Below are 17,417 nucleotides of genomic sequence, written 5' to 3' on the forward strand. Positions count from 1 at the left end.
GATGCGGGCGTCGCCCTGGCACCTCCCTCCACGCCCGCCCGCGCATCTGGAGGAGGGCATTGGGCGGGCACGGAGGTCGGGAGGTGAGGCCCACCCATCAACGCTATCGTGGCTCGGATCGGGTGATCTCTCACTTACGCGAGAAGCCGATCGGACATTCAGGCATCCACGCCCGCCCGTTGACGGCTTGAGGGGCCCACCAGGCAGGTGGGCGTGGAGGTCGAGCGATATCGACGCGTCAAAGATAGGACGACGAAACTTGGCGGTTCGCTCTCATTTGATGCCCTCACGCGCGATGCCGGCGGTTTCCTGGGGCATCGGCAAGAGGCGGCATCCACGCCCGCCCGACGGTTGAGGGGCAGTCTGTGGGCGGGCGCGGACGGCCAGCGGGGGCTTAGGCCGCCGACAAACTCGGCAGTAGCGAGCGAGCTTTGCCGGATGATGTCCACGCCTCAGGCACGCCACTCGTGCCTTCTACAGGCCACCGCCCAGCGTACTGGCTCGGCCCTCACCTTGGCGGGCCGACGCAAGTGGCGGCCAGGAGGAAAACGAGGCTGGGCAAGTGATCGATATGGCTCCGGTGAAAAGAGTCGAATGAGGCGGCATGACGCCCTAGATGACTATTCTATAGTGGGGGATATCTGCGCTCAAGGGCGCACGAGACACCTGGCGTGACACTTGAAGCGACTAGCCGTTCCCCTCTGCGTTCTCGGAGGAGCGTCGCCTGTTCAGGCTGCCGCCTTCGTAGAGTATGACGGGATGGGGGCCCGCGAAGCTGACCCCGAGGTCGAACTTGGCCGATCCGCTCTTTCGTGTCCCGCGCTTGGGATTAGCCACGGTGAAATCGATGGTGGAGCGGGCTGCACACTTCCGAGCAGCAGTGTTGCAGATGACCCGCAGGGTGCCGGGGCGGTGCACATAGTGCCTGACAGGCCACTGCGAGATGGCCCGTTGCTTTTCCGCCTGTAGGTCCGCCTGGGTGTAGGGCTTCCCATAGAAGAGGACCGTTCGCCCATACATGTAGGGCACGCCCGCCACCGGGTTCACATTGCTTGAGGACCAGATTTGGAGATATCGGTCAGCGATAAACGCGGTGCGCTCTTTCATCTCCTGGGGATCAGCGGCGTATGAGGGTGAAACAGCCATAATGGCGACCGTGCCAATCAGCAGTGCCCTAAATTTTGCCATGCCAGTCCCTGTCCGTTGTGGGCTAAGGAGCTTCAACGTTCCACAAGCCAACGCATGACGCCATTGGTCTGAGTCGATGTCATCTCCTCCCGGTGCTGTTTTGGCTGATCGTCTACATCACGCTCATAACGGTCAGAGAGTTCGACATAGCGGCGTCCATAAGGCTGTTCTGCCGGATAGCCATAGCTACGGTTCGGAACATAGACACGGCGAACCTGCCGCTCCACTGCGGGGCTCTTATCGTCCTCGGCGTCATCGTTTGAGGCTACGCGCGCAGTTTCATGCTTATGGCTTAGCCTTGCCGTGACTTGGTGAGCCTGTGTCTTGCGGGCTGCTAGGTCGTCCGAGGGCTTCGATGTTGCAGGCCGTTCAATCGGCTTTGCGGCTAGGACGGGGCGACTCGATGCCTCCGGCTTCGCCTTCAGCTCTGACAGGGACGGCCGAGGAGGTGGGGAAACCTGGGCCACAATGGAACGCTGAGCTTGTCGTGCTCCATCCTGCGCACCCTCCTGCGACAAGGCGTTCTTCGCGTGATCCGCCTTCTCATCCAGATGAAACACAAGCGGAGGCAGAGATGTGCGTGTGGGGTGCGCCTCCGAGCCTCGCTTAATAGGATCAACCCAGCCATTCGCGCCGGATGGTGGCTGCGTGCCTGTCGCAGGATGTTCATCAGAATGGCGTGGCGGGGTCTCAAGCGCAGCGATCTTTGCAGGCTTAGACGCGGCCTCTGGTTCCGGTGCGGTGGACGGACGGCCAATGAAGGCGACCGTCATAGCAACTCCACCCGCGAAGGCGGCTATCAGGCCAAGGAACGGCTTTACAGGCGCACTCATAGGCACTCTGTCCAACGGGCGGTTCGGGATCGGGCGTATGGGCACAAACCCTGAGGAGCCCGGAGTGGTTCCGATATCCTGCGGCCTGCTGCCGCGTCCCGCGCACCCGCCAACATCTTAAGGGGGTGTCACGCCCAGAGGACGCCCTCGGCCCCGCAAAGAGGCTCACGGTGATCTCGTCGCCCGGCAGGGCATTAAGGCCGCCCCGGCATCCGCCCGCGCATCACATCTGAGAATCCGTCCGGGAAGTCCTTTTAAGCGGGCAAGTCGCTAGCCTGACCGGCCGGCTTTGAAGCGGGCTGATTGAGGGGATCAGCCTGGATCGGAGGAGTTGGGGATGAAGCGAAGACAAAGGCCGCGCCGTCATCACCCTGGCGTCCAAGTACGGGTGCTACGGCTATGGCCGTGTCATCGCGCTGCCGCAGGCAGCCGGCTCGCGGGTGGCCAAGGACCGGGTCCATGGTTCGACAAGCTCACCAGGAGGGCATCTGGCGTCGCGAGGGGCGCTCGGTCCAAAATACCGGTCAGGTCACATCGCCCTTGAAATCAGCGACGGAGCGGATTTTTACCACCGGCCATCCGGCGTCGAGGAACTTTCGAGCCAAGGGTGTATCCAAAGTCACGCCTGGGACACGCCTCAGAGACCCTTAAGCTCCTCCACGGGCGACACAAAATGCTGGTCAAGCGGTGCCGGTGGAGAGGATCGAACTCCCGACCTTCGGTTTACAAAACCGCTGCACTACCGCTGTGCTACACCGGCAGGCGCTCTGAAACCGTTGAGAAAATTGGTGGTTTCGGTGCGTCAGGGCCGCCTTTGACTACGTTTGAGGGCGCTTCGTCAAGGCACAAGACTCGGCACATTCCGTTCACCACTCGTTCGCGTCATCCTTCGAATGAGCGCAACAGGTCGGCTCCCGAGCAGAATTGGGAGTCGGCACAGGAGTCGGCACAGTCCGTAATCACGACGCCCAACCTTCGGCAGGCGACTCTCGCTTGCCCTCAGTGGCGATACTGCGGATGCAGCGCTAATCCGAGCGACATGGAGCGGCCGGCAATCAGTAGGGCTTGTCGTCACTTGAGGTGATCGATGGCGGCGGCGAGGCAGAGGACGCCGCGAAGCCGGCGGCGGCCTTCTCGTAGCGCGTGGCAACGGCCCGCCACTCCTTGAGGCGGGCCCAGAGGCGTTCGACGATGTTGCGGTTGGTGTAGATCCAGTCCGGGCAGCGCGCGGGACCCTCGTGGCGCTTGGACGGGATAGCGGGCTTTGCACCGGCATCTCGGACGTGCTGCCGGAAGCGATGACTGGAGTAGCCCCAATCCGCGACGACCCATCGCGGAACGCTCGGCAGTTCGTCGAGCAAGTGCAGCGCGTGGGACAGTTCATGGGCCTGCCCCGGTCCGATCCGGAAGGCGATCGCGCGGCCTGCGCCGTCGGCGATCACGCAAGCCTTGGTGCCAAATCCGCCACGCGAGCGGCCAAGAGCCTCACGATCGTCTCGCTCGGCCCCAGATCCCCCTTTATGGATGGCCCGTCCCTCATCGGGCTGCGCTGCTAGGCTTGCAGGAAAGCCGAGATGAGGAAGGGAACAGGACAATGACAATCGCGGTTCGCCGAGGCGGCCACACGCCCGACGATGCGCTTCGTGGCACTCAAGTCCAAGGCGCAGCTCGACGTGCAGACCCTGCACCGGGTGCGCGACCAGCTCGTGGGCGAGCGCACGGCGCTGACCAACCAGATCCGTTCCGTCCTGCTGGAGCGTGGCCACGTGGTGGCGCAGGGGCGCGCCAAGCTCACCGCTTGCCTGGCCGCGTTGCTGGACACGGACGCGGGCGCGTCGCTTACACCGCGCATGCGCACCCTCGTGGCCGAGGTGCGCGAACGCTGGCAGGATCTCGACCGGCGCTTCGCCGCGCTCGACGCCGAGTTCGCCGAACAGGCCCGCATCAACGAGGACGCTCGTCGGCTGACCACGATTCCGGGCATCGGCGCACTCAACGCGACCGCGCTGGTGGCGGCCATCGGCGACGTGGCCAACTTCGCCCGCTGGCGCGATCTGGCGGCTTGGCTCGGTCTCGTACCGCGGCAGGTGACGACCGGCGGGAAGCCTCGGCTCGTCGGCATCACCAAGCGCGGCAGCAAGTACCTGCGCAAGACGCTGGTCCAGGGCGCCCGCCCCGCGCTGCCCTCGCTGAGCCGGAGCGACACCCATCTAGGGCAGTGGCTGCGCAGGCTGCTGGCGCGGTCAAACGTCAACACGGCGGTGGTCGCCCTAGGCCAAGATGGCGCGCATCGTCTGGGCGCTGCTGCGCCACGGGAGGGTCTACGAGCCGGCGGCCGTAGCCGCCTGATCCGAGTTCGGCTGGCGCGGACGCGCCAGCTATCCGATGTCTGCGGGCGGTGAGAGGAAGATGGCCTGACAGTCGACCGGTGTTTTGGAAGCCGCTCCGCAAAAATGGCGCTCGACGCCGATCCCTTTATGAGGCCCAGGACGCGCGGATCTCCATCTTGGCCAACGGCGCTGCCGGAAGGCCGGATACGTTTATGCGAACTGCACAGACAAGCGGATCCGAGCCACTTGCGAACGGGGCGGGCCATACGTTTCTCGGCTCCGGCCGCCTTCTGATGCGCACGCATGTTGGTGCCATCGAGGAACACCATGCCCAACTGAACGCCGCGCTCCTGCACGAGGCCGAGTAGTTGTTCCCATACGCCGCTGCGCGACCACCGGATGAAGATCTGTGCCTCACGCCACCACAGCCCCAAGTCTTGCGGGATCGCGCGCCACTTGGCGCCGTTCTGATGTCGCCACAGGATTGCCGAGTGCGTGCGCTGCAGGTCTTGCGGGGCGTCTTCGCCTTCGGCCGACAGGCCACAACCAGCGGTTCGAGAATGGCCCATTGTGCGTCGCTCAGCATCCGCTCTCCATAGATCGGAGGCAAAAAACGCACGCTGCACCAGATGGTTCAAGCGACGACAGATCCTAGAAGATGGAGCAAGGTCACGCCTTAGGCTTTGTGTTTATGCCGAAATGTCCAGACGGGGGGGTTACCCGGCCGGATTAAAGCCGACCTTGTCGGTCAACCCTTCAAGCATAAGCAACAATAAATCTAATTCATAGGAACAAATTCGCTTGTAGGATCTAGGGTCTATCGTACGCTCCTACGATGCAGGAGATCCTCTCTCCGAACCTCGGCGCCTCGAAAAGCGCAGGCGATACTCCCCGAGAAGCACGCGCGGTCGTCGGTTGGCCTTTGCCGGCTTTGGCGCAGCTCGACCGCAAAGGCGCTCGCGGCCTCGTCGCCGACCTGACGCATGCTGGTGCTCTCACCCGGCAAGCTGCCTTTGTCGCCGTCGCTTGCGCTGATCTCGATAACCCCGCCGTGTTTCTGAGCCGTCTTGGTGTCGAGCGCGACGGTGCTGAGGGTATCGGGATCGCACTCCGCCGACGGCATGCGCGCGACGTCATCGCCACGACCTTCGGTGTCGCATCCGCAGATGTACCCGCCGGGTATCTGCGCAGCCTCATCAGGATCAAGGAGGCGGGCACGCAGGCTGCTGGCTACGACCCTTTCAGCCGCCCGGAAACCTACCGCACTTTATTCGAGGTACTCAGCGGCGATCCAGTAGGGCGCAGAGCGAACGCCTTGCGTTACGCCGGCAAGATGCGATCGAGCACGGTCGACGCCGCGATAACCCTGGATCCGATCCTGCTGTGGCCGGAGGTACTCAACGCCACCAGCACACCACAGGAAGTCGCTGCCGCCAACGCCATGCTCGGTTTGATCCGAGCATGCATCTCTACGAGCAACGACGACGGGTTGGTATCTGCGATGCGCCAATCACTCCGCCAATCCGGCACCCTGTCGGCTTTCGCGCGGAAAGCGCTTGAGCGTGCCGATCGCCTACCGACACCCTTGCCGGCAGCCGAGGGCATCAAGCCACTTCGAACCGCACAAGAGTACTGCGATCTCGGATCGAGGCTGCGAAATTGTGCCGGCACGAAGGTGCCCGAAGTCGCGCTCGGATTGCTGGCTGTCTACGAGTCAACGCATCGCGCCGCGGACGGCACAGAGGTCGTCGTCGCGGTGTCGCTCAAGCCGACGACCGATGGGCGTTGGATGGTTTCCGAGATCGGAGGAACGAGGAGCCGTTGGCCTCCGACGCCAGTGTTGCGCGACGTGCTGCTGCGCTTCCAATCGTTGGGCGTGATCATCCCTGGGCCAGGGACCGACGGTCATTATCGCGCCGATCTGGCCCGCCTGCTGGGAGTGTACCGTTACAAGGCGCTCGACGATGCGCTGCATCCGCATGGCGGTGACGGGGAGGACGACGCGCTTGCAGCTTTGGAGGAGGGAGTAGCGGCTTGATGGACGCGCCCGCCCAACACCAAGCCACACCCACGCAGATCATCCGCGATCGGGGAGACCTCGTCCTCGGCCGCGTCATACGGCAGACATCGACCGGCAAGCTCGTCTTCCGTGATGCACGCGGTCTCGTGGTCGGGGCCTTCGACGAGCGGGAGGTGACGACCAGCAACAGCCGCGGCCTCGTGATCGCACGCGGCGACGTTCTGGCAGCCTTGCTGCTCTGAACATGTCTTGTAGACGCATCGAGATCAGCCTTCATCCCCGTCCGTCCCCTTCGGGTCGGGCTGACGGTGATCATGCTCATCATGGCGACGACATTTCCGCCGTGGCTGGCAGCGGTCGCGATCTGGCTCGCAGCTCTGCGATAGATCCCACTCATCGGGACTATGGTGCGCATCGCACATGAGCATCAGACAGCGCGGTTCGCGCTACAAGCAGAGCGTCAGGAACGAGACTCTCTCCTCGCGGCTCATGAGGCTCGCATCACAACCCTGATGGATGCGCTCGCGGAGGCACGGTCCTCGCGCGCTGATCCTGATGACGGCAAGGAGCGGACCTACCGGCGGGTTGGATTACACCCGGCGGCTCCGGACTGGCTCATCGCGGCAGCACGACGCGCCTACCGAAGCCACCTTCATCCTGACCGCCATCCCCGACATCACCAGCAGGCACACGACAGGTATCTGCGAGCTGAAGCCGCCTTGGATGAGAATGCAGCGCTTCGGCGAAAGTAGCCTTCATCCCGCTCCAGGCATCAGCTCGGCATCCGATGCCCCCTCTCAAGAACGCTGCCTTGCATGACGCTTGGCGCGCCTCCTCCGAGTTTTTCAACGAAGTCCGCCACGAGCGGTGATTGAGCCTCCCGCAGAGCAGATCATCAGGTTCGCGAGCGGATCGCTCCCCGAGCTTGCTGCCGGCAGCTCCGTGTGCGGTCGGAAGCGGAGCTCGGCTCTGAGACGACGGCCGACATCGCCCATCAACAGCGTAGGCAGGCGCCTCGTCTCGCCTGTCCCTGCGTTGCGAACAAAAGGCGAATGGACCATCGTCGCGAATCGCGAGGATGATTCGAGACCGTGACGGTTGCCAGCTACCTAGAGACGCTCAACGCCGCACAACGCCGAGCGGTCGAACACGGGATCGTTCGTGGCACCACGACCCCCGCAGCTCCCCTCCTGGTCATCGCCGGTGCCGGCTCCGGCAAGACGAACACGCTCGCGCATCGGGTCGCGCACCTGATCGTCAACGGAGCCGATCCGCGCCGCATCCTGCTCATGACCTTCTCAAGGCGCGCGGCAGCCGAAATGATCCGTCGGGCCGCCGGGATCCTGAGGCGCGTGATGGGAGAGAAGGCCGATCCTTTGTCGGAGGCGCTCGCCTGGGCGGGCACCTTCCACGGCATCGGCGCTCGGCTCCTGCGGGAGTATGCGGAGCAGATCGGGCTCGATCCCGCGTTCACCATCCATGACCGGGAGGACTCGGCTGACCTGATCAACCTCGTGCGGCACGAACTCGGCTTCTCGAAAACCGAGAAGCGCTTTCCGACCAAGGGAACCTGCCTGGCGATCTACTCGCGCTGCGTCAATGCCGAGATGCCGATTGACGCGGTTTTGAAGGCCTCTTACCCCTGGTGCGCAGTTTGGGCGATCGAGCTGAAACAGCTGTTCGCGGCCTATGTCGAGGCGAAGCAGGCGCAGAACGTCCTCGATTACGACGACCTGCTGCTCTATTGGGCGCAGGCCGCGAGCGATCCCGAGCTCTCCGCGGATATGGGCGGCCGCTTCGATCACGTCCTGATCGACGAGTATCAGGACACCAATCGGCTGCAAGCCTCGATCCTACTCGCCCTCAAGCCCGATGGATGCGGCTTGACCGTGGTCGGTGACGACGCGCAATCGATCTACGCGTTCCGCGCCGCGACGGTGCGCAACATCCTCGATTTCCCCGGCCAGTTCACCCCCGCTACCGAAATCGTCACGCTGGACCGCAACTACCGGTCGACGCGGCCCATCCTCAACGCGGCGAACGGCGTGATCGGGCTGGCGGCCGAGCGGTTCACGAAGAACCTCTGGACGGACAGAACCTCCTCGGCACGTCCGAGTCTCGTCGGTGTGCGCGACGAGGGTGACCAGGCGCGCTACATCGTCGAGCAGGTACTCGAAAAACGTGAGGGCGGGTCGAGGCTCAAGCAGCAGGCCGTCCTGTTCCGCGCCTCGCACCACAGCGGCCAGCTCGAAGTCGAGTTGACGCGACGAAACATCCCGTTCGTGAAGTTCGGCGGCCTCAAGTTCCTGGACGCCGCGCACATCAAGGATCTGCTGGCACTCCTGCGCTTTGCCGAAAACCCCCGCGACCGAGTCGCCGGCTTTCGTCTCCTGCTGCTGATGCCGGGTGTCGGGCCGACCTCCGCCCAGCGTGTGCTGGATCATGTGGGATCGTCAGCGGATCCAGGTGGGGCGCTCGCGGATGCTCCAGTCCCGCCGCGGGCGGAAGGCTGGGCAACCTTTCTGGCCGTGATCGCCGGTCTTCGCTCAGGCCAAATCGGATGGCCTGCCGAGCTCCAGCGTGCTCGCCTCTGGTACGAGCCTCATCTTGAACGTAGGCACGAGGACGCCGCCGTCCGGCAGCTCGACCTCGTGCAACTCGAGCAGATCGCCGGCAGCTATCCGTCCCGTGAGCGCTTCCTGACGGAACTCACTTTGGATCCTCCGGATGCGACGAGCGACCAGGCAGGCGTTCCGCTCCTCGACGAGGACTACCTGATCCTCTCGACCATCCATTCGGCCAAAGGCCAGGAGTGGAACGCGGTCTACGTTCTCAACGTCGTCGACGGTTGCATGCCGTCGGACCTCAGTACCGGCACGAGCGCCGAGATCGAGGAGGAGCGCCGCCTTCTCTACGTGGCGATGACGCGGGCCAAGGACGACCTGCATCTCATCACCCCGCAGCGCTTCTTCACGCACGGGCAGAACGCCAGGGGCGACCGCCACGTCTACGCGCAGCGGACGCGCTTCATCCCTGATGCGCTGCTCGGTCTCTTCGAACTCTCGCGCTGGCCCACGATACCGGTCGGCACTGCGGCTCGGCCGTCGCCGCAGTCTGCTAAGATCGATCTGCGCAGTCGCATGCGAACAATGTGGCGGTAGACCACGAGTCTGGCCCAGCGGGTGCGTCATCGCACTGTCGCGGGCCGCTGCAACCCGGCGATCGTGCGGCTTGGCACAGATGAGCCCGGTATCCCGGATCAGCTTCTGACGTGCGGCAAGTTCGCCGCTCGGAGGCTTCGGTCATGTCCCGCCCCGTTGCAGTGCTCGCTGAGGACGAGCCTTTGATCCGTTTGGAAGCCGCCGATATGCTCGGTGACCTTGGCTTCGAAGTGCTGCAGGCTGGCACCGCCACGGACGCGCTTCAACTCCTCGAGTCCCGCAACGGCGCGGCCCTTCTCTACACGGACATCGACATGCCGGGCCATATCAACGGCCAGGACCTAGCGCACGAGGTCGTCGCGCGCTGGCCGTCGACCGCGATCATCGTCTGCTCCGCACGATCGCTCGAAGATGCTGCGCCACTCCCGCGCTACGCATTTTTCATCGGCAAGCCGTGCGCGGAATGGGTGATCCGAGAGGCGCTCGCAACCTTGCAGCTGCATTGAATCCTCAACGCTCAGACATTGAGGAAGCGCGCCGAGCCCTTGCTCGAGCATTCGCATGGCTGCCGGCGAGTCTCGCGGATCTCCGAGCGGACGAAGAACAGGTGACCATGAACGTCAGAGGCGGAAGACACGTAGAGACTTTCGTTGGCCGCCCGTCGCGGCGATGACGAGGCGCAAGACACCACATCCGCGCTCCCCGGTCGAAATTTCTCCGCGTTCCGCTCTAGGCCCAGTGGCAGGACGGGTGGTCAGGTGCTGACCGACACCCTTCGAAACCACGGCGCCGACCTTGTATTCTGCGTACCCGGGAGTGCTACCTCGCCGCTCTCGACGCTCTTCACGACACAACAGATGTCATCAAGCTGATCATCTGCCGTCAAGAAGGCGGCGCGGCCTACAACAAGGGGAAAGCGGTCGCTCCCGCGCCACTGCTGAACGGCAAAAATCAACCCATTGCAGAAGGCCGGAAGGTCCGCTTCCAGGCAATCCGACGGGGCAACCTCGTCGGCTCCTGGCCGAAGGCGGAACGGCCGCTTCGGAGACGATTGCCCGGAAAAGCGGACAGCCTCCTATCGACCCAAATCGGCCGAAGAAACGTATCAACGCTCTTCTCGAAAGCGGACGCGCTGGGGAAATCGTTAATGCGGCCATAAGCGCCGACATCGAAAAACAATTTATGTCCAGGATTGCACAATTTAGTACTTGCTAACGCTCCGCGCTGTAAATTACGCAGTTAATCAGCGGGGTCGCAAAATTCATTCTCTAGAGATTTGAGTTGCATTATGAGCTCCCCATTCCAAGGGGACTCCTTGGGATACCGGAGAGGACAACCCCTGTGGCATCAGCATACATATTCGGCGGGATCTTAGTGCTCGGCGCGCTCACCGGCGCGGCAAATGGAGCGATAGCTGCTTGCAACGTTCAGTTACATATCGCGAACACTTGTCTGGGAAATTTCAAGTCCCAGACCGGTCGTGGCAGTGATCTTCTAAAATCGACGGAGGAGCGCATCGGCGCCGATGTGAAGATCGGGGCTTGTTCATCCACTGACCGGGCCGAGATCGGCCGCGCTTCGTGGAACGCTGGAGAGCGGGCAATGCAGCTCTCTAAAGATGGGCAGCTCAAATCGACCGGAGAGGTCCAAGAATTTTGTCTAAATTCTGCTCGAAAGCTCCCCAACTAAATCGTTTTATCCAGAAATTCGAGTGATTGACATGTGTTCTAAAGACGACGAGTTGTTCGATCTATGGGATTTTGTTGTGGATGATGACCGTAAATGGACCGTTGGTTTCCTGTCCCCGGCGCGACAGATTTTCTGGTTTACAAAATTCGTGGCATCTCGAGGCCATTTCAGTGACCGTTAACGCGTTCGCTGAAGGCAGGCGGTCGCACGGCTGGGCCGAGGCTCCTGTCGTCTATGGTCCCCTTCGATACCTACGGCTTGCTGTCGGAAGCATTCAGGATGACGTGCAACTCTGACGGCCGAACCGTCTCCACGCCAGCGCCGCCGAGCGGCCCGACAAGCCGCACTACATCCGCGTCAATCTGCCAGTGACCGGGTAGAAGCCTGTATGCTGCCAGCCGTGCGCCGGGGCTTGGTTAGATAGAGCTCGTCGAAGCCTCCGCCTGGCTCATCGCCAAGGCGCACTAAATGATCTCCCGGCTTCTGCCGAACATCCGCGACCAAACCCCACCTGCGATAGCGGACTTGTCGAGGTCGTGGATGTCCTGGCTGTAGCGGCCTGTGTAGAGCTTGACGATCATGCGGTCGCGGCACTCGCCTTCGAGTTTGAAGCTGAATTTTACGCTGACGGGCTTGCTCGCCTTGGGACCCGCAACCTTCTCGACTATGCAGCGCAGGTGCGGGAAAGCGTCCATCTCGACCCACATGTGGTCACCGGTCCGCAGGCCTGGAGGCGTGGCGAACTCAACTATGCCCCCTTCCAGCGAGAGACTGACAATGCGCGCCTCGCGGTAAGTCTCACTCACATCGAGCACGAGTGCGCGCTCGTTCGTGGAGAAGGACTCTACGAGGGGACGTGGCTTCTCGAAGCAGATCAGTGCCGCGATCATCAGAACCACGATGTTGACCACGGCCCAGTAGGCCGACACCACCGAGAATCCGCCCTCACCGATGCGCGACCATTCGGGTACGATGTTGACGATGAGACCGAGTGACGTGATCGCGATCAAGGAAGCGATCCAGAAGAACGTGTAGGCGTCGAACTCGGACTCCTCGTTGCCCGAGCCCTTGGGCGTCACCTTGAAGGGCACGCCGAAAGGCTTGATCAGGCTGGAGAGCACGACGGGCAGCATGCGGAAGGTCGCGAAGGTGCCGACTGCCGAGGAGATCAGGGGCAGGTACCGCGTCGGCGTGAGCCAGCCCATTAGCAAGAAATAGCCGACCAGCACAGGAAGCTGGTAGCGCACGATATCCTCGGTGCCGGTGAAGTAGAGCGGAGCCGCGCCGGTCCACAGGTAGACCGCGGGCACGATTAGGATGACGAAGCGGACGGTGTACTGAACCAACCAGGATAGAGGTATGAACATCACCCGCTGGAACAGGTTGAGGCCAGGACCACGCAGCGGGCCGTTATGGAGGTAGATCGTCTGGATGCCGCCCCGGCACCAGCGCCCGCGCTGCACGAAGTAGCCCTTAAGGTTCTCGGCCGCCAAACCCATCGACAGTCGCTCGTTGAGGTACCGGGTCTTGTAGCCCTTATTGAGCATCGCGAGCGTGGTGAGCAGATCCTCAGTGATTGAGTCGTGCGGGAAGCCGCCGATCGCGTCGATGGCGGCCCGCCGAGCGATGGAGCAGGAACCACAGCAGAAGCTAACGTCCCAGGCGTCGCGCGATGTGGCCATCTCGTCGAAGAACAGCCGCTGCTCGTCGGGCCAGACCTTCTCGAGATTGAGGTTCGACTGTACCGGGTCCTTGTTGAAGAAGTGCTGCGGCGTCTGAACGATGCCGATCGTCGTGTCCCGGAAGAAGGGCAGCGTGCGGCGCAGGAAATTGCGGTACGGCACGAAGTCGGCATCGAAGATCGCGACGAACGCACCCGAAGAGACCTTCAGGCCGTTGTTCATATTGCCTGCTTTGGCGTGGCTGTTGTCCGGGCGTGTGACGTGGATCGCCCCCTTCGACTCACAATAGGTGCGCAACCAGTCGCGGCGCTTGTCGTCGAGGACATATACTTTCAGCTTCTCTCGCGGATAGTCGAGCGCGAGAGCCCCAACGATGGTCCGTTCCAAAACATCCAGAGGCTCGTTGTAGGTCGGAATGAACACGTCGACGGTGGGCAGGTCGTCAGGGCAGGCGGCGAAAAACGAGCGCTCTAGGCGGTCGGCCTCGGCGTGCCGATCTACATAGCGGCTCATCGCCACCAGGAAGAGCAGGATGTCGGCGAAGGCGCCAATCTCGACGAAGAACACGAACCACGTCCAGAAGAAGCCGAAGCTTCGATCCGCCGGGTAGGGCAGGACGGTGTGGAAGAAGCGCCAGCAGAGATAGCGCACGGCGACGAGCAGCACGAAGGCGCAGGTAACCGCGCGCGTCCACGTGCGGTCTCTGGGCCAGTTCAGGGCGAAGATAAAGAAGAAGGCCGCAACGAAAAGCGTCGGCCCGAGGCTTACGAGATGCTGAACCACAAGCCCTTCACCCAATTCACGACCGGATCGAGGGCGGTTTGAAGGGACGACCCGGCACGCGCGAACCGAACCTGAACCGTGCGACCGACCTGGCAGAAATTGGCGTAATCGGTTTGCATATCGCTCGGGTCGAGCGCGACGCGGATGCGGGCATTCTTGCCCCGGCTCTGCGGCGGGATAGCTGCCAACACCACCTCTTCGACGGCGGCGGCCGACCCGCGCACCGATAAAACCCGACCACCGATCACCTGGGACGTTCCGAGTAGCCGCACATCGGCGCTATCGCCCGGCTTGATCTCATCGTAGTTCACCTCGTCCACGAGGATATCCACGAATAGGTCGCGACAGTCGAGCAGGCGCATCAACTCGTTGCCGACCAGCACGTTTGAGCCCGCCACGACGTTATTGCGCCAGATGACTCCCTTGAACGGAACCTGCACTGCGGCGAAGGAGAGCCGGTCGTTGCGGGACCGCTCCAAAGAAAGTTGGAGGCTCAACTGCTGGGTGCGAGCTTTCTCGATCCGGATCTGAGCCTCGACGTTGGCGAGCTGGATCGTGACCTCGTCGGTACGCTGCTGCGAGTAGGGCACGTCATTGCGACCCTCGCCGACGAAGGTGCCACGCTTGAGCGCATCCAACTGGCGCTGGAGCCGCTCCAGCTCGGCCTTGGCGATGTTCTGCTCGCTGCCGGCGCCGATCGAGGCAGCGCGGGCTTGCTCGACCGAACTCCCTGCCACCACGCCAGTCGCGCCCAGCGTCTGCTTGCGCGCAAGGTCCGCCTCGGCGGACGTCTTGTTCGCCTGCGCTGTCGCAATGCGCTGCTGACGGATAATGATCTCTTGCTGGACGCTCACTATGCTCGCCTGCTGATATTCTTTGAGGCGATCAACGAGATCGGTTTTCAGTGCGGATAGATCCTTCGCCTGCAGCTCGAGTGCCCGCAGTTTTTCCTTGGATGCAGCCAAGTCAGCATCTAATTGCGCTTCAGCGGTCCGGGCGATGCGGCCGTTATTGATGAAGAACACCGAGGTATCCTCGGGAAGCGCCGTGCCGACCTTAGGCGGCGTATCGGAGACGACGCCCTCGATGGGCGCTGAGACGACGGCGAAGCGTGCGTTCACGGTGCCGTCGAGGCTGGTGTAGCCTGTGAAGCTTGGAAGGACCGCTAGGATGGCAGCACTCAGAAGAAGCACGCCGACCAGCACGCGCATCCAGCGACTGTTCCAGGGCATTCGGCGCCTCAGATTTGTATGATTGTCGGCAAATCCGGTATGGTTTCTGTCCGTATCGAGCACAACTACGCGAATTCGGCGACGGTTCCGGCTCGAGATACATCTGGCAAGCTTTTAATGTCACTCCGGCTTGTCGGATTTGCTATAGTTAACGAATTCTTATTTTGGGGCTTTGGTCGATGCGGCTAACATTGCGAGCGTTTGAAATGACTATCAGCACCCCGAAGCGAACACGGAGGCGACGTCCGCTTCAACGCATTCGCCCCCGAAAGCGGAACAGCGGATATCCACCCCAAGCGGCCATCCCGCTTGCGACCCAACGCAGTCGTTCACGCGCGGTCGTGCAGCTCCCGAAAGCGGACGTAGGTTCTGCCGCTACTATGGCAGTGAGTTGCTCACTTCAGTCATCAAGTCTGTTCGGACAAAAATTCTTTGAGCGGCCGTGGCAGTGGTTAGGGTTGCGCGTCTGCGCAGCAGGCTGTTCGAGTACGGGAATGGTGACAGCGTTTAGGGACCGACGAGCTTCCTCAGACGATCGAGGTTGGCCAATTGCTGCAGGGCGTTGTCGCGGTCGGACGCGGCCAGGCCAAGGATGACCGCCTCCAGAGCGATCAGAGTTGTGGCGTGGAGCGCGACCTGGTTGGCGCGACCGCGACGCGCCAGCAGCACGACCGTGGCTTGCCGGGCCAGCGTGCTGTTCTGCGCGTCGGTCACCAGGACCACCCGCAGGCCCAGGCGGCGCGCCTCGACCATGACGGCCTGAACCTCGCGGTAGGGCTGGCCGTAGGCGAGCAGCAGGAGCGCGTCGCCGGCCTGCAGGCCAAGCAGCTGATCGGACAGGGCCCACCCCGTGGCGTCGAGGAGGAAGCTGCGCCGTCCCGAACGGGTGAGCTGGAAGGCTAGATACCGAGCGAGGTGTGCCGAGGGCCCGATCCCGAACACCCCGATGCGTGCGGCCGGATGCAGGGCCGTGATCGCCGCGAGGATGGTGGCTCGCCCCGCTTCCGTCCGCAGTGCCTCCATCCCCTCGCGATGGGCATCCAGTACCGCGTCGATGGCCTGACCTGCGTCGTCCCCGACCTCCGCGAGGGTGCGACCCATGTCGGCCGCGGGCGTCCCCCGGCCGTCGAGGCCGGCCGCCAGCGCCTGCTTGAGATCCGGCAAGCCGTCGAACCCGAGCGCCTGGACGGTTCGGATGACCGTCGCGTCAGAGGTGCCGAGCTGTGCCGCGATCTGAGCGGCAGAGCATGCCACGGCGGCTCCTCGGTTCCGGTCGAGATAACTCGCGACGCGGGCCACCGCCGGAGAGAGCGACGGGGTCAAGCGCCTGACCAGAGCGCCAAATTCCTCTCCCACAACCGCCGTCTCCCTGATCCGCCGGTTTCCGATTGCCGCGACATATGTAGCGTTACAATCAGGAAACTTGACTCCGGTAGTGATAGCTACAATTTTGTGGCCGAGCAATCCGCGTGGCCGCAGCCTGTCGACGGGGCGTTCGGGATGACAATCGACTGGCTGCACGCGTGGCCCACGGCCCTGGCGGCGTTCCTCGCCTCCGCCGTCGAGTTCGTCGAGGCTCTGACCATGGTGCTGGCGGTCGGTGCGGTGCGTGGCTGGCGTAGCGCCCTCGCCGGGACAGCTGCCGCCCTCGCTCTGTTGTTGGGCGCCGTCCTGCTCTTCGGTCCCCTGCTGACCCGCATCCCGCTGGAGGACGTGCAGCTCGTCGTCGGCGGCCTCCTGCTGTTGTTCGGGCTCCGGTGGCTCCGGAAGGCGGTCCTGCGGGCGGCCGGCATCATTGCGCTCCACGACGAGGCCGCCGCCTACGCCAGGGAGACGGGCAGCCTGCGCTTGGCTGGACCGTCCTCCAGTTCCTGGGACGCGGTAGCAATCGCTACCGCCTTCAAGATCACCATGCTCGAAGGCCTGGAAGTCGTGTTCATCGTCATCGCAGTCGGTGCGGGTGGCGTTGGCCTGCTTGTCCCCGCCGGCATCGGTGCCGTGGTCGCGCTCCTGGCTGTTGGCGTCCTCGGGCTCGTCCTGCACCGGCCCCTGTCCATGGTGCCGGAGAACACGCTCAAGTTCTTGGTCGGGGTGCTGCTCGCGGCCTTTGGGACGTTCTGGGTCGGCGAAGGTCTTCGGCTGACTTGGCCCGGAGGCGATTGGTCGATCCTCGGGCTGACCCTCGGATACCAAGTGTCGCGGCGCTCGCCGTCTCGACGTGTCGGCGTCGCGTCTCAGCCGGTCCGACCCCGATTCTTCGCTAAGGCGCTTACCATGAATGCCCTCAAGACCATCCTTCGCGAACTCGTCAGCCTGTTCGTCGACGACGTAGGGTTCGCGACCGCCATAGTCAGCTGGATCGCCCTGGCGTGGCTGCTCTCCGCATTCGCCCTGCCGCCGAGCCCTTGGGTTGCCGCTCTGCTCTTCGCCGGGCTCGGCGCGATTTTGCTCGAAAGCGCCCTCCGGCGCGCGGGGGCAGCCCGATGAGCCTTGAACAAT

The 17,417-nt window shown here is 63.2% G+C and carries 11 protein-coding genes, 1 tRNA gene and 4 pseudogenes; 9 read left to right on the forward strand and 7 right to left on the reverse strand.

The genetic code is table 11. The features are described 5' to 3' along the window. Nucleotides 1-687: 687 nt before the first annotated feature. On the reverse strand, nt 688-1,188 hold the full coding sequence (locus tag CIW48_RS24675) for a hypothetical protein (RefSeq protein WP_149313110.1): 501 nt from the start codon (nt 1,186-1,188) through the stop codon (nt 688-690). Nucleotides 1,189-1,280: 92 nt separating this feature from the next. Between CIW48_RS24675 and CIW48_RS33470 the strand changes: the two genes are divergently transcribed. Further along, nucleotides 1,281-1,451 (forward strand): hypothetical protein, encoded by a 171-nt coding sequence (locus tag CIW48_RS33470; RefSeq protein WP_173009389.1) that lies wholly within the window; start codon nt 1,281-1,283, stop codon nt 1,449-1,451. A gap of 1,258 nt (nt 1,452-2,709) precedes the next feature. On the opposite strand, the gene CIW48_RS24680 is transcribed toward CIW48_RS33470, so the two are convergent. Next, nucleotides 2,710-2,781, reverse strand: a tRNA-Thr gene (locus CIW48_RS24680). A gap of 311 nt (nt 2,782-3,092) precedes the next feature. Next, nucleotides 3,093-3,541 (reverse strand): annotated as a pseudogene (locus CIW48_RS24685) (IS5 family transposase); the annotation flags it as partial. Nucleotides 3,542-3,631: 90 nt separating this feature from the next. Here CIW48_RS24685 and CIW48_RS24690 point away from each other — a divergent pair. Continuing rightward, a pseudogene (locus CIW48_RS24690) lies at nt 3,632-4,370 on the forward strand (IS110 family transposase); the annotation flags it as partial. 247 nt (nt 4,371-4,617) lie between these two features. On the opposite strand, the pseudogene CIW48_RS24695 reads toward CIW48_RS24690, so the two are convergent. Next, nucleotides 4,618-4,937 (reverse strand): annotated as a pseudogene (locus CIW48_RS24695) (transposase); the annotation flags it as partial. A gap of 249 nt (nt 4,938-5,186) precedes the next feature. Here CIW48_RS24695 and CIW48_RS24700 point away from each other — a divergent pair. From CIW48_RS24700 to CIW48_RS24720, 6 genes and pseudogenes are all read left to right on the forward strand, one after another. After that, nucleotides 5,187-6,389, forward strand: a complete 1,203-nt coding sequence (locus CIW48_RS24700; protein WP_149313111.1) for a hypothetical protein — start codon at nt 5,187-5,189, stop codon at nt 6,387-6,389. Continuing rightward, nucleotides 6,389-6,613, forward strand: a complete 225-nt coding sequence (locus CIW48_RS24705; RefSeq protein ID WP_149313112.1) for a hypothetical protein — start codon at nt 6,389-6,391, stop codon at nt 6,611-6,613. The genes CIW48_RS24700 and CIW48_RS24705 overlap by 1 nt, the downstream gene beginning before the upstream one ends. 849 nt (nt 6,614-7,462) lie before the next feature. Next, nucleotides 7,463-9,532, forward strand: coding sequence for an ATP-dependent helicase (locus CIW48_RS24710; RefSeq protein ID WP_149313113.1), 2,070 nt, complete (start codon nt 7,463-7,465; stop codon nt 9,530-9,532). Between the two features lie 143 nt (nt 9,533-9,675). Next, nucleotides 9,676-10,038, forward strand: a complete 363-nt coding sequence (locus CIW48_RS24715) for a response regulator (protein WP_149313114.1) — start codon at nt 9,676-9,678, stop codon at nt 10,036-10,038. 255 nt (nt 10,039-10,293) lie between these two features. After that, a pseudogene (locus tag CIW48_RS34260) lies at nt 10,294-10,436 on the forward strand (thiamine pyrophosphate-binding protein); the annotation flags it as partial. A gap of 437 nt (nt 10,437-10,873) precedes the next feature. Beyond that, complete coding sequence (locus CIW48_RS24720) at nt 10,874-11,221, forward strand: hypothetical protein (protein ID WP_149313115.1); 348 nt, start codon at nt 10,874-10,876, stop codon at nt 11,219-11,221. 464 nt (nt 11,222-11,685) lie between these two features. Here CIW48_RS24720 and CIW48_RS24725 read toward each other — a convergent pair whose 3' ends face one another. The 3 genes from CIW48_RS24725 to CIW48_RS24735 all read right to left on the reverse strand — a co-directional run bounded on the left by CIW48_RS24725 (nt 11,686) and on the right by CIW48_RS24735 (nt 16,439). After that, the gene (locus CIW48_RS24725) at nt 11,686-13,686 is read right to left on the reverse strand and encodes a glycosyltransferase (protein ID WP_149313116.1); all 2,001 of its coding nucleotides are present in this window, start codon (nt 13,684-13,686) and stop codon (nt 11,686-11,688) included. Continuing rightward, nucleotides 13,668-14,918: an HlyD family efflux transporter periplasmic adaptor subunit gene (locus tag CIW48_RS24730; protein ID WP_149313117.1), complete on the reverse strand. Its 1,251-nt coding sequence runs from the start codon at nt 14,916-14,918 to the stop codon at nt 13,668-13,670. The genes CIW48_RS24725 and CIW48_RS24730 overlap by 19 nt, the downstream gene beginning before the upstream one ends. Nucleotides 14,919-15,425: 507 nt before the next feature. Beyond that, nucleotides 15,426-16,439 (reverse strand): MurR/RpiR family transcriptional regulator, encoded by a 1,014-nt coding sequence (locus CIW48_RS24735; RefSeq protein WP_149313118.1) that lies wholly within the window; start codon nt 16,437-16,439, stop codon nt 15,426-15,428. Here CIW48_RS24735 and CIW48_RS24740 point away from each other — a divergent pair. After that, the gene (locus CIW48_RS24740) at nt 16,419-17,405 is read left to right on the forward strand and encodes a hypothetical protein (RefSeq protein WP_149313119.1); all 987 of its coding nucleotides are present in this window, start codon (nt 16,419-16,421) and stop codon (nt 17,403-17,405) included. The two genes, CIW48_RS24735 and CIW48_RS24740, sit on opposite strands and share 21 nt — an antisense overlap. The last annotated feature ends 12 nt before the right edge of the window (nt 17,406-17,417 follow it).

Origin of the sequence: Methylobacterium sp. P1-11 (genome assembly GCF_008329595.1) — a bacterium.
Lineage (GTDB): Bacteria > Pseudomonadota > Alphaproteobacteria > Rhizobiales > Beijerinckiaceae > Methylobacterium.

Bases quoted from the DNA above. Each gene is read 5' to 3' on its own strand.
- CIW48_RS24675 (WP_149313110.1), bottom strand. From the start codon at position 1,188: ATGGCAAAATTTAGGGCACTGCTGATTGGCACGGTCGCCATTATGGCT.
- CIW48_RS24700 (WP_149313111.1), top strand. From the start codon at position 5,187: ATGCAGGAGATCCTCTCTCCGAACCTCGGCGCCTCGAAAAGCGCAGGC.
- CIW48_RS24705 (WP_149313112.1), top strand. From the start codon at position 6,389: ATGGACGCGCCCGCCCAACACCAAGCCACACCCACGCAGATCATCCGC.
- CIW48_RS24715 (WP_149313114.1), top strand. From the start codon at position 9,676: ATGTCCCGCCCCGTTGCAGTGCTCGCTGAGGACGAGCCTTTGATCCGT.
- CIW48_RS24730 (WP_149313117.1), bottom strand. From the start codon at position 14,918: ATGCCCTGGAACAGTCGCTGGATGCGCGTGCTGGTCGGCGTGCTTCTT.
- CIW48_RS24740 (WP_149313119.1), top strand. From the start codon at position 16,419: ATGACAATCGACTGGCTGCACGCGTGGCCCACGGCCCTGGCGGCGTTC.